This window comes from Streptomyces sp. NPDC056161 (assembly GCF_042268025.1).
Taxonomy (GTDB): Bacteria; Actinomycetota; Actinomycetes; order Streptomycetales; family Streptomycetaceae; genus Streptomyces.
Genome location: NZ_JBHJUV010000064.1, coordinates 14224 through 27954, shown reverse-complemented (window position 1 = coordinate 27954; position 13731 = coordinate 14224). Strand labels below are relative to the sequence as shown.

The 13731-nt window shown below is 72.0% G+C and carries 10 protein-coding genes and 3 pseudogenes; 5 read left to right on the top strand and 8 right to left on the bottom strand.

The genetic code is table 11. The features are described 5' to 3' along the window. Position 1: 1 nt before the first annotated feature. The 3 genes from ACFC09_RS38890 to ACFC09_RS38880 form a co-directional block, all read right to left on the bottom strand. Positions 2–1174 (bottom strand): ABC transporter ATP-binding protein, encoded by a 1173-nt coding sequence (locus ACFC09_RS38890; RefSeq protein WP_376536562.1) that lies wholly within the window; start codon positions 1172–1174, stop codon positions 2–4. Between the two features lie 5 nt (positions 1175–1179). Beyond that, a complete protein-coding gene (locus ACFC09_RS38885; RefSeq protein WP_376536559.1) occupies positions 1180–2427 on the bottom strand; it encodes a spermidine/putrescine ABC transporter substrate-binding protein in 1248 nt (415 codons plus the stop codon). A gap of 64 nt (positions 2428–2491) precedes the next feature. Beyond that, complete coding sequence (locus tag ACFC09_RS38880; RefSeq protein WP_376536557.1) at positions 2492–4036, bottom strand: gamma-aminobutyraldehyde dehydrogenase; 1545 nt, start codon at positions 4034–4036, stop codon at positions 2492–2494. 207 nt (positions 4037–4243) lie between these two features. Here ACFC09_RS38880 and ACFC09_RS38875 point away from each other — a divergent pair, with 207 nt between their 5' ends. After that, positions 4244–4804, top strand: a complete 561-nt coding sequence (locus ACFC09_RS38875; RefSeq protein WP_376536555.1) for an NADAR family protein — start codon at positions 4244–4246, stop codon at positions 4802–4804. Between the two features lie 124 nt (positions 4805–4928). On the opposite strand, the gene ACFC09_RS38870 is transcribed toward ACFC09_RS38875, so the two are convergent. After that, positions 4929–6077, bottom strand: coding sequence for a DUF4190 domain-containing protein (locus ACFC09_RS38870; RefSeq protein ID WP_376536553.1), 1149 nt, complete (start codon positions 6075–6077; stop codon positions 4929–4931). 27 nt (positions 6078–6104) lie between these two features. Between ACFC09_RS38870 and ACFC09_RS38865 the strand changes: the two are divergent. Together ACFC09_RS38865 and ACFC09_RS38860 are read left to right on the top strand one after the other, a co-directional pair. Further along, positions 6105–7284, top strand: a pseudogene (locus ACFC09_RS38865) (adenosine deaminase). Positions 7285–7320: 36 nt separating this feature from the next. Continuing rightward, entirely contained in the window at positions 7321–8028 is a 708-nt protein-coding gene (locus ACFC09_RS38860; RefSeq protein WP_376536551.1) for a glycerophosphodiester phosphodiesterase, read from the top strand. A gap of 101 nt (positions 8029–8129) precedes the next feature. Here the strand turns inward: ACFC09_RS38860 and ACFC09_RS38855 are convergent. Then, positions 8130–8348 (bottom strand): annotated as a pseudogene (locus tag ACFC09_RS38855) (hypothetical protein); the annotation flags it as partial. Here ACFC09_RS38855 and ACFC09_RS38850 point away from each other — a divergent pair. Then, positions 8347–8541, top strand: a pseudogene (locus ACFC09_RS38850) (winged helix-turn-helix transcriptional regulator); the annotation flags it as partial. The pseudogenes ACFC09_RS38855 and ACFC09_RS38850 sit on opposite strands and share 2 nt — an antisense overlap. 2 nt (positions 8542–8543) lie before the next feature. On the opposite strand, the gene nhaA reads toward ACFC09_RS38850, so the two are convergent. Both nhaA and ACFC09_RS38840 read right to left on the bottom strand, forming a co-directional pair. Further along, the gene (gene nhaA / locus ACFC09_RS38845; protein ID WP_376536549.1) at positions 8544–10424 is read right to left on the bottom strand and encodes a Na+/H+ antiporter NhaA; all 1881 of its coding nucleotides are present in this window, start codon (positions 10422–10424) and stop codon (positions 8544–8546) included. Positions 10425–11028: 604 nt separating this feature from the next. Continuing rightward, complete coding sequence (locus ACFC09_RS38840; RefSeq protein WP_376536547.1) at positions 11029–11409, bottom strand: winged helix-turn-helix transcriptional regulator; 381 nt, start codon at positions 11407–11409, stop codon at positions 11029–11031. 83 nt (positions 11410–11492) lie between these two features. Here ACFC09_RS38840 and ACFC09_RS38835 point away from each other — a divergent pair, with 83 nt between their 5' ends. Next, on the top strand, positions 11493–12422 hold the full coding sequence (locus ACFC09_RS38835; protein ID WP_376536545.1) for an NADP-dependent oxidoreductase: 930 nt from the start codon (positions 11493–11495) through the stop codon (positions 12420–12422). Positions 12423–12661: 239 nt separating this feature from the next. Here the strand turns inward: ACFC09_RS38835 and ACFC09_RS38830 are convergent, their stop codons facing one another. Further along, entirely contained in the window at positions 12662–13576 is a 915-nt protein-coding gene (locus ACFC09_RS38830; protein WP_376536543.1) for an endo-beta-N-acetylglucosaminidase H, read from the bottom strand. Positions 13577–13731: the final 155 nt, after the last annotated feature.

The window sequence follows — 13731 nt, the reverse complement described above, 5'->3', positions numbered from 1 at the left end:
GCTACGCGGCCTCTTCCTCGGCGCTCTCCACACCGGCGGTGCCCTCTGTCCCGGCGAGCAGGGACTGCGAGGCGTCGAGGCCGAAGGTGTGGGCGGGGCTCCAGTGCAGGACCACCTCGGCGCCGGGCACGAGCCGGCCGTCCCGGTCGACGTTCTGCACGTACACCGCGAACTCGGGGCAGACGGCGCTGTCGACGACGTACTGCGTGCAGACGCCGATGAAACTGGCGTCGGCGATGGTGCCGGTGATGCGGTTGCGGCCCTCGGGTATCGCGCCCGCGTCGTCGGCGTGGGTGAGGGAGATCTTCTCGGGGCGGACGCCCGCCAGCACCTTGTCGCCGGTCCGCGCCCGCGCGGAACACCGCGCCCTGGGCAGCACCAGCTTTCCGCCGCCCGCCCGCAGGACGAGGTCGTCGCCGTCGGCGGAGCCCACCTCGGCCTCGATGAAGTTGGAGGTGCCGAGGAAGTTGGCGACGAACGTGCTCCGCGGGTTCTCGTAGAGGTCGGTGGGCGAACCCAGCTGTTCGACCCGGCCGGCGTTCATCACCGCGACCGTGTCGGCCATGGTCATGGCCTCCTCCTGGTCGTGGGTGACATGGATGAAGGTGATGCCGACCTCGGTCTGGATCCGCTTCAGCTCCAGTTGCATCTGGCGGCGCAGCTTGAGGTCGAGGGCACCCAGTGGCTCGTCCAGGAGCAGCACCCTGGGGTGGTTGATCAGGGCGCGGGCCACGGCGACGCGCTGCTGCTGGCCGCCGGAGAGCTGGTGCGGCTTCTTGCGCGCCTGCTCGCCCAGCTGCACCAGGTCCAGCATCTCCTCGACCTGCTTCTTCACCGACCGGATGCCGCGCCGGCGCAGACCGAAGGCGACGTTCTCGAAGATGTCGAGGTGCGGGAAGAGGGCGTACGACTGGAAGACCGTGTTCACCGGCCGCTTGTACGGCGGCAGATGGGTCACCTCCTCGTCGCCGAGGTGCACGGTGCCCGAGGTCGGCTCCTCCAGGCCCGCGATCATGCGCAGGGTGGTGGTCTTGCCGCAGCCGGAGGCGCCGAGCAGGGCGAAGAAGGAACCCTGCGGCACCGTCAGGTCCAGCGGGTGCACGGCGGTGAAGGAGCCGTAGGTCTTGCCGATGCCACTGAGGCGGACGTCGCCGCCGCTGTCTGTGCTGGTCATCCTCGTCACGCCCCTGTGAGCTTCGCGAACTTCTCTTCGTAGGCCGTCTCTTCCTTCTGCGTCAGCGCGCGGAAGGCGTGGGACTTGGCCTGCATGGCACGGTCGGGCAGGATCAGCGGGTTCTCCGCCGCGGACTTGTCGATCTTCTCCAGGTAGGGCTTCACGCCGTCGACGGGAGAGACGTAGTTGACGTAGGCGGCGAGCGCGGCGGCCTCCTCCGGCTGGTAGTAGAAGTCGATCAGCCGCTCGGCGTTCGTCTTGTGGCGGGCCTTGTTGGGGATCAGCATGTTGTCGGTCGACGTCATGTAGCCGCCGGCCGGGATGACGTAGTCGACGTCCGGGTTGTCCGCCTTGAGCTGGACGATGTCGCCGCCCCAGGCCACGCAGGCGGCCAGGTCGCCCTTGGAGAGGTCCGAGGTGTAGTCGTTGCCGGTGAAGCGGCGGATCTGGCCCCGGTCGACGGCCTGCTGGAGCCGGGCCAGCACCGCGTCGAAGTCGTCGTCGGTGAATTTCCCGGGGTCCTTGCCCATGTCGAGCATGGTCATGCCCACGCTGTCACGCATCTCCGACAGGAAGCCGACCCGGCCCTTGAGCTTGGGATTGTCGAGCAGATCGGAGACCGACCGCACCTCGATGCCGTCGAGCGCCTTCTTGTTGAACGCGATGACGGTCGAGATGCCCTGCCAGGGGTAGGAGTAGGCGCGGCCCGGATCCCAGTCGGGATTGCGGAACTGGGGCGAGAGGTTGGTGAAGGCGTGCGGCAGGTTGGCCGCGTCCAGCTTCTGGACGTAGCCGAGGCGGATCATCCGGGCGGCCAGCCAGTCGGTGAGCACGATGATGTCGCGGCCGGTGGCCTGGCCCGCGGCGAGCTGCGGCTGGATCTTGCCGAAGAACTCGTTGTTGTCGTTGATGTCCTCGGTGTACTTCACCGTGATACCGGTCCGCCGGGCGAACGTGTCGAGCGTCGGACGGGTCTTCCCGCTCGCGTCGACGTCGATGTACTCGGGCCAGTTGGAGAAGTCGACGGTCTTCTCCGTGGCCGAGTGGTCCTCGGCGGACGTGCCGCCCTGCGTCCGGCCGGCCGCGGGGATCCCGCAGCCGGTCAGCGCCCCGAGTCCGCCTGCCGCGAGCAGACCGCCCGCGGAGGCACGCAGCAGTGAACGGCGGGTGGGGGCGGCCCTGCCGTCCCGGAGACTGCGCCGCACGGCGGCCGCTCGGACCGGGGTGTGGCGGTCGGGCTCGTACTGCTCCATGCGCGTGCTGCCCTTTCGAAAGGGATGGTGGGGCACGGCCGTGGTCAGCGGCCGGCCGGTCTCGCTATCGGTCCTGCCTGTCCCCGAAGATCGTGCGGTGCCAGTCCTTGCGGGCCACCGCGGTGTTGTCGAACATGACGTGCTTCACCTGCGTGTATTCCTCGAACGAATAGCTGGACATGTCCTTGCCGAAGCCGGACTGCCGATAGCCGCCGTGCGGCATCTCGCTGATGATCGGAATGTGGTCGTTGACCCAGACACAGCCCGCCTTGATCTCGCGGGTGGCGCGGTTCGCCCGGTAGACGTCCCGGCTCCACGCCGAGGCGGCGAGACCGTACGGGGTGTCGTTGGCCAGCCGGATCCCCGCATCATCGCTGTCGAACGGCAGGACGACCAGCACCGGACCGAAGATCTCGGACTGGACGACCTCGCTGTCCTGCGGCGCGTCCGCGACCAGGGTGGGCCGATAGTACGCGCCGTTCGCCAGATCTCCCAGGGGTGCCGCACCGCCGGTCACCACGCGCGCGTAGCCGCGGGCCCGGTCGACGAAGCCGGCCACGCGGTCGCGCTGGGCGTGCGTGACCAGCGGGCCGAGGTCGGTGCCGGGGGCGAACGGGTCGCCGAGCCGGACGCTCTCCATCAGGGCGGCGGTCCGCTCGACGAACGCCTCGTAGAGCGGGCGCTGCACGTACGCGCGCGTGGCGGCCGTGCAGTCCTGCCCGGTGTTGATGAGGGCGCCGGCGACCGCTCCGTTGGCGGCGGCGTCGAGGTCGGCGTCGTCGAAGACCACGAAGGGGGCCTTGCCGCCCAGCTCCAGGTGGAGGCGCTTGACGGTGGCGGTGGCGATCCCGGCGACGCGCTTGCCGACGGCCGTGGACCCGGTGAAGGAGACCATGGCCACGTCGGGATGGCCGACCAGGTGCTCCCCCGCCTGAGCGCCGGTGCCGGTGACGATGTTGACGACGCCGTCCGGGATGCCCGCGGCGGTCGCGGCCTCCGCGAACATCAGCGAGGTCAGCGGGGTCAGCTCGGCGGGCTTGAGCACGACGGTGTTGCCCGCGGCGACGGCCGGGAGGATCTTCCAGGCGGCCATCTGGAGCGGGTAGTTCCAGGGCGCGATCGAGCCGACCACACCGATCGGCTCGCGGCGGACGTACGACGTGTGGTCGCCGGAGTACTCACCGGCGGACTGGCCCGGGAGATGTCGGGCGGCGCCGGCGAAGAACGCCGCGTTGTCGACGGTCCCGGGGACGTCGAACTCCCGGGTCAGCTTGAGCGGCTTGCCGCACTGGAGGGACTCGGCGCGGGCGAACTCCTCCGCGCGGTCCGCGAGGACGGCGGCGAGCCGGTGCAGCGCGTCGGAGCGCTCGCCGGGAGTGGCGGCGGACCAGGCCGGGAAGGCCGCGCGGGCGGCGGCGACCGCGGCGTCCACGTCCTTCGGGCCGGCCAGTTCGTAGGTGTACACGTCCTCGCCGGTGGCCGGATCGACCACGGAGTGGGTGCGGCCCGACGTGCCCTTCGCCGGACGCCCGGCGACGTACTGCGCTCCGGCCGCGAAGCGCTCCCGTGCCGGGAATCGTTCCGGGGCGGCGGTGCCCGGGTGGTGCATGTCGCTCCCCTCCGCCGTCGTCCCGTCCCGGGGGGCGGGTGGCGTGGCTCCAGCTCGATTTGAGTGCCGATCCTGACAGAGCCGAGGGACTCCAACAAGTGATTCCGTTGTTGCCTTTTGGTTACGCGACGGAATCTGTCGACCGGTCGGCGAGGCGCCCGGGAATCCGAGGGCGGAGTGTCGGTGGCGCCTGCCAAACTGGCGCGCATGGGGAGGATCGACTCGGTTCAGGCCCTGACCAGGGAGGTCCGGGCGGGCGCGCGCGTCAGGTATCTGCACTTCTGGGGGCACCGGCCGCGGGCGGACGGGCGCGTCGGAACAGGGTGTCTCAGCCAGTGGTGGCCGTCACCGTTCACGGTGGCCGGAGTGGAGTACGCGACGGCGGAGCACTGGATGATGGCCGCGAAGGCGAGACTCTTCGAGGACGGGGAGGCGGAGCGCCTGGTGCTGGCCGCCGCTCATCCCGCCCAGGCCAAGAAGGCCGGGCGGCTGGTGCGGGGCTTCGACGAGGCGGTGTGGGAGCGGGAGCGCTTCCGGATCGTGGTCGAGGGCAGCGTGCACAAGTTCGGCGCGCTCGCGGAGCTGCGGGAGTTCCTGCTGAACACCCGGGACCGGGTGCTCGTGGAGGCGAGTCCGGTGGACCGGGTGTGGGGCATCGGCCTGACGGCGCACGACGAGGCGGCGGGGAGCCCCGAACACTGGCGCGGCCTGAACCTCCTGGGCTTCGCCCTGATGGAGGCCCGTGAGCGACTCGCATCCACCGGGTGACTCACATCCACCGGGTGACTCGCATCCACCGGGTGAGGAGGGGAGGTGGCGGTGGTCGCGCGGGTGCCAGGGGCAGCCGTCGCACCGGATCGCCCTCCGGGTCCCAGGTGCCGGACGCCGGTCGTCAGATGGTCGCGGAGATCAGAAGCGCCAGCATGGTCAGGGCCAGCACGATGCCGGCCGAGCCGCAGATGATGGCGGCCAGTGCCTGGCCCGGGTTCGTGGCCTCGCCGCGCTCGGCCCTGCCGCGGCCGATCCCGCCGAAGATCACCGCCAGCACGCCCAGCAGGAACGCCACCGGCCACAGGCAGAAGCCGATCGCCGAGAGGATGCCCAGCACCAGGCCCGCGGTGCCCAGGCCGTTGCTCGGCGGCGGCTGCATGCCGGGCCAGCCGTAGGAGCCGGGACCGGCCGCGGGCGGCACCGGATAGCCCGGTCCCGGTGCGGGCGGCGCCGGGTAGCCGTAACCGGCGGGGCCCGGGTAGCCGTACGGGACCTGGCCCGGCCCGCCGGGGGCTGGGGGAGGCGGCGGGACGGGCGAGCCCTGGGGCTGGGCGACCGGCGGTGCGAAGGGGGTGCCCGTGGGCGACCCCGGGTTCGGCGGAGCGAACGGGTTGCCGGTGCCGGCCGCCGGTGGTGCCGAGGGTCCGGGCGCCGCGTACGGATTCGGCGGTTCGGCCACGGGCGGTGTGCCGTCCGGGTGGCTCCAGACCGGCGGCGAACCCGCCTCCGGGGAGGGCGTGACCGCGCGGTGGTCCTGCCCGGGGGTCGGAGCCGAGGCCGGGGCACCACCCGGCGCCGCGCCCTCGGGCACCCGGTCGGTGGGGGACGTGCTCTTGGTCATTCGGTCCTTGGGGGGCGTGTTCTTGGTCACCCGGTCCGTGGGGGACGCGTCGTCGGTCGTGTGGTCGGCGAGCGGTGTCCACGGGTCGGGAGTCGACCCGTCCGGTCCGGCCGACGACGAGACCGAGGCCCAGCCCCCGCTCGTGTCCCACGCCCCGGTGTCCGTCCCGGCGGGCGCGGGCCAGGACACCACCGCGGCCCCGCCGCCTGCCGTCCCGCCGCCGGGTCCGGCCTGACCGCCGGTGGCCGTACCGCTGTTCGCCGCCGTGCCGTCGCCGGCGGCGGGCGCCGCGGGACGGTCGTCAGGCGCCTGCGACGGCCAGGGCGAGGACGAGGACGAGGGGAACGGCCAGGGCGAAGGGGAGGGTGAGGCAGCGTCGCCGGGCGTCGCTCCGCTCTCCGCGGCGTTCTGCGGTGCCTCGTCGGACATTGCGCACGGTCCCCTCTCCTCGGCGTGCTGTCATGCTACGGGCAGCCAGGGCCGCCCCGGGCCCGGGCCTACCATGAGCCCCGAACCACCGATCAGCCGATCACCGCGCCCGGACCCCGGTCCGCCGGCGCCGTTCCCGGGGAGGGACCTCTTGACCGACAACTCCACACCCGCCGCCCGCGACCTGCGGACCTTCATCGCCGGACTGCCCAAGGCCGAACTGCACGTCCACCACGTCGGCTCCGCCTCCCCGCGTATCGTCTCCGAACTCGCCGCCCGCCACCCCGACTCCAAGGTCCCCACCGACCGGGACGCGCTGGCGGACTACTTCACCTTCACGGACTTCGCCCACTTCATCGAGGTGTACCTGTCCGTCGTCGACCTCGTCCGCACCCCGGAGGACGTCCGGCTGCTCACCTACGAGGTGGCCCGCGACCTGGCCCGGCAGCAGGTGCGGTACGCCGAGCTGACCGTCACGCCGTACTCCTCGACCCGCCGCGGCATCGACGCGCGCGCCTTCATGGACGCGATAGAGGACGCCCGCAAGTCGGCCGAGGCGGAGTTCGGGACCGTACTGCGCTGGTGCTTCGACATCCCCGGCGAGGCGGGGCTCGACGCCGCGGAGGAGACGGCCCGGCTCGCCACCGACGACGGGCTGCGCCCGGCGGGCCTGGTCTCCTTCGGGCTCGGCGGCCCCGAGATCGGCGTGCCCCGGCCGCAGTTCAAGCCGTACTTCGACCGGGCCCTCGCCGCCGGGCTGCGCTCCGTCCCGCACGCCGGTGAGACGACCGGTCCCGATACGGTCTGGGACGCGCTGACCGAACTGCGCGCCGAGCGCATCGGGCACGGCACCAGTTCGGCCCGCGACCCCAAGCTGCTCGCCCACCTCGCCGACCACCGCATTGCGCTGGAGGTCTGCCCGACCTCGAACATCGCCACCCGCGCGGTCCGCACCCTCGACGAGCACCCCATCAAGGAGTTCGTCGACGCCGGCGTCCTGGTCACGGTCAACTCGGACGACCCGCCGATGTTCGGCACCGACCTCAACAACGAGTACGCGGTGGCCGCCCGGCTGCTCGGCCTCGACGAGCGGGGCCTGGCCGGCCTCGCCAAGAACGCGGTCGAGGCGTCCTTCCTGGACCCGGCGGGCAAGGCCGCGATCGCCGCCGAGATCGACACGTACACGGCTCGGTGGCTCGCCGCCTGAGCCCGTCGGGCACCGGTCACCCGCAGAATGGGGTCCATGCAGACCGTGACCGCCGTGGCGCACCGCGGCGACCCCTACCGCTTCCGTGAGAACACGATCGACTCGCTGCGTTCCGCGCTCCTACGGGGCGCGGACGCGGTCGAGATCGACGTACGGCTCACCCGCGACGGCGTGCCCGTGCTGCTCCACGACGCGACGCTGGAGCGGCTGTGGGAGCAGGACCGGCCGCTCGGGTCGCTGTCCGCCGCCGAGGTGCGCGGGCTCACCGCGGGTGGTGTACCGACACTGGAGGAGGCGCTGGCCGCCACGGACGGCGGCCGGGTGATGGTCGACCTGCCGGGCCTGACCGAGCGCCGGGCCGCGCGGCGGATCGTGGAGGTCGTCCACGCGTCCGGGGCGCGGGACCGCGTCTACTACTGCGCGGGCGCCGAGGCGATGCTCGCCGTCCGCGCCGCCGACCCGGCCGCCGAGATCGCCCTCACCTGGACGACCCTGGCGCCCCCGCGGCCCGCGCTGCTGGCGGCGGTGGGCCCGCGCTGGCTCAACTACCGCTTCAGCCTGGTCGGCCGGGACCTCGCGGCCCGCGTCCACCACGGCGGCCGGTTGCTGTCCGTGTGGACGCCCGACACCCGCCGCGCCATGCGCCGCCTGCTCGACCTGGGCGTCGACTCGATCACCACGAACCGCATCGACACGCTCTGCGCCCTCCGCCAGAGCGCGTCATGGCCGGACGGGCGGCCCTGAGCCACCGAACCCGCGGAACCCACCGAACCCACCGAACCCACGGATGCCGCAGCGCCGGCGCGGCGCGGCACCACCGGACCGGCACCGGACGCGCACTGGACCTACGGTGTACCGCCCGACCGCGGCGGGACCGCGTCCGGCCCGCTCTGCCGTGGGCGGTCGCGGCGGCCGGCGAACTCCAGGGGCGGGGCGATGGCCTGGGCGTCCGCGCCCTCGCCCAGCCAGAGTCCGATGAGCAGCGCGGCCGTCGCCGCCAGCAGCCCCGCGCGGTCCAGCCCGCCGGCGTCCAAGGGGGTGCAGCCGAGGTCGCGTAGCGTGCGGATCGGCGGGATCAGCCAGAAGGTGCTGACCGGGACCCTGCGCCGGCTGGACTGCAACGGGCTGGTCGCGCGTCGCGCGTACGGCGGCTCGCCGCCCCGGGTCGAGTACGGACTCACCGGGCTGGGGCGGACGTTGCTCGCCCCGATCGACGCCCTCGGTGCCTGGGCCTTGGCGCACGGCGACGAGGCGTTGCGTCAGGCCGCGACGGCGGCGCGCGCTCGGGCGGCCCGTACCGCCGCCGACAGGTTGCCGATGTCGTACGCGCCGTGGTGCCTGCGGCCGTTGACGAAGAACGTGGGTGTGCCCGCCACCGTGCTGAGGTCCGCCGAGTCCACGTCCTCGGCGACCCAGGGCGCACCGGCATGGGTGTCCAGGTCCTTCTCGAACCGCGTCGGCTCCAGTCCGATCCGCACGGCGTAGTCCCGCAGGTCGTCCAGGTCCAGGGCGCCCTGATGGCTGAGCAGCAGATCGTGCATCTCCCAGAAACGCCCCTGGAGGGCGGCGGCCTCCGCGGCCTCGGCGGCGAGTTGCGCGTGCACATGGACATCGGTCAGGGGCAGGTGCCGCCATACGTAGCGCACGTCGCCGAAGTCCTGGAGCAGTTCGCGGACGATCGGTTCGGCCAGCCCGCAATAGGGGCATTCGTAGTCGCCGTACTCGACGACGGTCACCGGTGCGTGCCGCGGTCCCCGGACGTGGTCCCGGTCCGGGTCGACGGGCACCGCCAGGTCGACCAGCGTCTCCGCCTTCCCGAGCGTCGCCCGCAGCCGCGCCGGGCGGGGCAGCGCCCCGATGACCGCGGTGACGAGCCGACTGGTCAGGAAGGAGCAGATCAACGCGCTGAGGATGCCGATCTTCGCGTTTTCCAGGTCGGTGCCGCGGAACGCGAGCGTGGCGATCAGCAGGGAGACCGTGAAGCCGACTCCGGCGAGCGTGCCCGCCGCGGTGACCGACCCCCAGCCGACCGGGAGCCGCAGCCGGCCGCGGCTGAGCGCGGTGGCCAGCGCCGACGCCCCGAGGATGCCGAGCGGCTTGCCCAGGACGTAGGCCAGCAGGATGCCCAGGGTGACCGGCGAGGTGAAGGCCCGGACCAGTTGTTCGCCGCCGAGGGGGATGCCGGCGTTTGCCAGTGCGAACAGCGGGACCACGACATAGCTGGTCCACGGGTGGTACATGCGTTGCAGGCGTTCGTTCGGGGAGACGGCCGAGGCGAGGCCGGCCCGCAGGGACCGCTCCAGCTCGGGCGTGGGCTGCTCGCGGAACTTCCGGAACAGGCCGCTCGCCCGTTCCAGGTCGCTGCGCGAAGCCGGGTACGCGTACGTCACCAGGCCCATCGCGAGACCGATGACCACGGGATCCACCCCGGATTCGAGCAGCGCGGCCCACGCCACGACCGCGAGGAAGGCGTACACGGCTCCGTGACGCACCCCGGCCCGCCGGACGAGCAGGACGACGACGAAGACACCGACGGCCACCAGCAGCGCCGTCACGCCGAGGCGGGTGCTGTAGGCGACGGCGATGACGGCGAGCGCCACGAAGTCGTCCACGACCGTGATCGTGAGGATGAAGACCCGCAGCCCGGCGGGCATGCGCCGGCCGACCACGGCCAGCATGCCCAGGGCGATGGCGGTGTCGGTGGACATCGCCGCGCCCCAGCCCTGTGCCGAGCCATGGCCCGCGGTGACCGCGAGGTAGATCACGACGGGCACGATCATGCCGCTGACGCCCGCCACGAGCGGCAGCGCGAGCCGCTTGCGGTCGCGCAGTTCCCCCATGTCGAATTCGCGGCGCGCCTCCAGTCCGACGACGAAGAAGAACAGCGCCATCAGTCCGCTGTTCACCCATTCCCGCAGGCCGAGGGAGATGCCATGGGCGCCGAGCCGGACGGACAGGTGCGTGTGCCAGAACGTCTCGTAGCCGCCCGGTGCGGCGTTCGCCCAGACCAGCGCCGCGAGCGCCGCCGCCATCAGGACGGCGGCGCTTCCGGTCTCGGTCCGCAGGAAGTCGCGCAACGGGGAACGCGTGTCCTTGCCGCATGCGCTCTGGCCCGTGTAGTCAATGGCTTCCAAAGACATCCTCAGCCGCTCGTCGGTCGTCGTGGTTCATAGGTCAGTCGGTCAGTCGGTCAGTCATCGGTCAGTAGGTCGTTGGTGAGCAGGTAGATCGTCAGTCGGTCGGTGCTCGTGCGTCGGTGCTCGTGCGTCGGTGCTCGTGTCGGCGGTCGGCACGTGGCGCGTCGACATCCAGTACACCGGCACGCGACGCGCGGTGCCCGCGGAGCCGACGCCACGGAGCGACCCCGCCGCCCCGGTCACACCACATCCCGGTCACACCACGCTCCGGTGCGCGCCGCACGACGGTGCACGCCGCCGGGGCGGCCCGCACGGCACGAGCCGCGACAGCCGGACCGCCGGGAACACCTGCTGGTGGAACAACAGCAGGTCCAGGGTTCATCCCCGGGCACACCGACCGGGGCAGCGGGGTCGGCCGGTCCTACGTCCCGTGCGCCGGGTTCTGGCCGTCCCCCGGGCGGATGCTGAACACGCCTTGATCGTCTTGATCATCTTGACCGCCGGCGGACCCGTACCGGCCTGACACGCCGCCCACAGGGCCGACGGAGCACTTGTCCGTCCTGGCGGTCGGCCACGGCCTGCCCGGACGGAACACCCAGCGGGGGCCTCAGTCGCGGCGGGCGACCGGCTCGGGATGGGCGTCGAGCGCATCGAGCACCGCGTCGCCGTTCGCCCTCGCCCACTCGGTCAGCATGTGGATCGGATCGATCAGCGTCGCCCCGAGGGGGGTCAGCTCGTACTCGACGCGGGGCGGCACCTCGGCATAGGCCTGGCGGCGGATGAGCCCGTGCGCCTCAAGCCGTCGGAGCGTCTGAGTGAGCATCTTGCGGGAGATGCCGCCGATCAGCTCGGCCAGCTCGCCGTGGCGCACCGGGCCCTTGCTGAGGCCGTAGAGCACGACCACCGTCCACTTGTCCGCGATCAGCTCGACCGCCAGACGCGCCGGACAGTCGGCGAGAAAGACACCACCGGGACCGAAAGCGCTCATGGCGCCAAAGGTACCTGCTGGTTCCTGTCGGAAACATAGCCTGGGTTCTCCCCCTCCTCCCCTCCAGAGCCACCAGGAGAGTCATGCGCGTCATCACCCAGCAGTCGCTCGGCGGTCCCGAGGTGCTCACCATCGTGGACGCGCCCGAGCCCCAGCCCCTCCCGACCGAGGTCCTCGTCCGCGTCAGGGCGATCGGGCTGAACCCGCTGGAGGCGCGCCTGCGCGCCGGCGAGTTCCCGCTGATCGGCCGGCCGCCGTTCGTCCTCGGCTGGGACATCAGCGGAGTGGTCGAGGAGGCGCCGCAGACGTGGCGGTTCAGGCCCGGCGACGAGGTGTTCGGGATGCCGCTGTTCCCGCGGGCGGCGAGCGCGTACGCCGAGGCCGTGTCGGCGCCCGCGCTGCACCTGGCACGCAAGCCGGCGTCACTCTCGCACGTCGAGGCGTCCGCGCTGCCGGTCGTCGGGCTGACGGCGTGGCAGGGCCTCGTCGACCTCGGCGGCGTGACCGAGGGCGACCGCGTCCTGGTCCACGGCGGCGGTGGCGGAGTCGGCCACGTCGCCATCCAGATCGCGAAGGCACTCGGCGCGCATGTGATCACGACCGCCGGCGGGAGCAAGCGGACGTTCGTCGAGGAGCTCGGCGCCGACGAGGTGATCGACTACACGGCGGTCGACTTCACCGAGGCGGTGCGCGACATCGACGTCGTACTCGACACGATCGGCGGCGACACCGTCGAGCGGTCGCTCGAAGTGCTCCGCCCTGGCGGCCACCTGGTGACGGCGGTCGCCGAGGAGGATGCGCGGCTCACCGCCGCGTACGAGGCGGCCGGCCTGCGCTTCAGCGGCATCGCGGTCGATCCCGATCCGGTCGCCCTGCGCGGTCTCGTCGAACTCGTCGAACAGGGCAGGCTCCGGGTCCACGTGCAGAAGACGTTCCCTTTCGAGCGTGTCGCCGACGCCCACCGGCTGCTCGACGAGGGCCACCTCCAGGGCAAACTCGTCCTCACCGTCTGATCCCGCCCGCAATACCCGGACCGGGCACGACGGTTCACCGTTGCGCCCGGGAACGTGGGCATTGCGGCCGTACGCGTTCGGCGTGTCGGAGCTGCCGGGAGGGCGGGTGACATCGACGTGGTCGTCGCGTGCGACCGCGCCTTCGACATCGTTGTCGAAAGCGCGGCCTGCCCCGGGCGCGGACCTACGGGACGCGGCAAGCCCCGAGGGGGCACCGGACGCCGGGGAACGCGGTCGGCCTACGGCGTGTAGACGGCGGCACTGCCGTACAGCTCCCTGGTGAACGCGGAGACGTCGGCGCTGCGATCGGCGCCGTCGAGGTTGTACGTCAGATAGACGCCGTACCCCTCACTGACCGTGCGGCGGGCGAGGTCGGCGACGGTGCTCTGCGAGGTCCTGCCGATCTCGACGGCCGCCGGCGACAGCTTCGACTTGGGCAGGGCGATGCCGGGAACCTGCCAGGTGCCGTAGTACGGGTTCCAGGCGTAGTCGAACTTGGACGAGACGTCGACGCCGCCGTAGGACAGGCGCGACGCGGCCGGGCCGATGTTGTAGAGGCTGATGATCTTGTCCGGCATGTTGGCGCGCAGTGCCGACACCAGGTACACGAACGAGCTGGCGTTGGGCTGGCCGGTGCCGTTGTTGCCGTACTCGGCGTACTCGTCGTCGAAGTCGATGCCGTCGAGGCCGTACTTGGCCACGGCGTCCGACAGTTGTTTCGCGAACGCCGAAGCCGCCTGCTGGGACGGGAAGTTGGCGAAGCCCGCGCCCTGGTGGTTGCCGAGCACCGAGAGGACGACCTTGATGCCCTTCTGCTGCAACGGCCGTATCTGGGTGGCGGCGTTGTCGAGGACGCGTTGCACGTTCTCGTTGAAGTACAGGGTCGCCGCCTTCGTGCCCGTGTCGTAGTTGATGTTCGCCGCGAAGATCACGGCGACGTCGAAGGCGTTGCCGCCGCCCGCGAGGGTGTACTTGCCGACGTTCAGCATGCTGTTGTTGTTCACCTCGACGTACGCCACCGAGGTCGGTCCTTGTTTCGCGGCAGCGGGGGCCGCTGCCGCGCCGGACGTGGCGGTCGCGCCGAAGGCGAGGGCCGTGACGGCCGAGAGCGCGAGCACCGCCGTCCGTACTCTGCTCCGCACCAGAGTGAACATCGTTGATCGGTCTCCCATCGCATGGAGCGGCGCCCGCCCTGTCGCAAGCGCCGAGTGGGCCCCCGATCTTTCCGCTCCCGTGACCGAATCCCCAGAACCGTGCGAGAACTCTTCACCACTCCCACGCACGTCGCTCCGCAACTCCGAGCCTGGGC

Bases quoted from the DNA above. Each gene is read 5' to 3' on its own strand.
- ACFC09_RS38830 (WP_376536543.1), bottom strand. From the start codon at position 13,576: ATGTTCACTCTGGTGCGGAGCAGAGTACGGACGGCGGTGCTCGCGCTC.
- nhaA (WP_376536549.1), bottom strand. From the start codon at position 10,424: ATGTCTTTGGAAGCCATTGACTACACGGGCCAGAGCGCATGCGGCAAG.
- ACFC09_RS38885 (WP_376536559.1), bottom strand. From the start codon at position 2,427: ATGGAGCAGTACGAGCCCGACCGCCACACCCCGGTCCGAGCGGCCGCC.
- ACFC09_RS38890 (WP_376536562.1), bottom strand. From the start codon at position 1,174: ATGACCAGCACAGACAGCGGCGGCGACGTCCGCCTCAGTGGCATCGGC.
- ACFC09_RS38880 (WP_376536557.1), bottom strand. From the start codon at position 4,036: ATGCACCACCCGGGCACCGCCGCCCCGGAACGATTCCCGGCACGGGAG.
- ACFC09_RS38875 (WP_376536555.1), top strand. From the start codon at position 4,244: ATGGGGAGGATCGACTCGGTTCAGGCCCTGACCAGGGAGGTCCGGGCG.
- ACFC09_RS38835 (WP_376536545.1), top strand. From the start codon at position 11,493: ATGCGCGTCATCACCCAGCAGTCGCTCGGCGGTCCCGAGGTGCTCACC.
- ACFC09_RS38870 (WP_376536553.1), bottom strand. From the start codon at position 6,077: ATGTCCGACGAGGCACCGCAGAACGCCGCGGAGAGCGGAGCGACGCCC.
- ACFC09_RS38860 (WP_376536551.1), top strand. From the start codon at position 7,321: ATGCAGACCGTGACCGCCGTGGCGCACCGCGGCGACCCCTACCGCTTC.
- ACFC09_RS38840 (WP_376536547.1), bottom strand. From the start codon at position 11,409: ATGAGCGCTTTCGGTCCCGGTGGTGTCTTTCTCGCCGACTGTCCGGCG.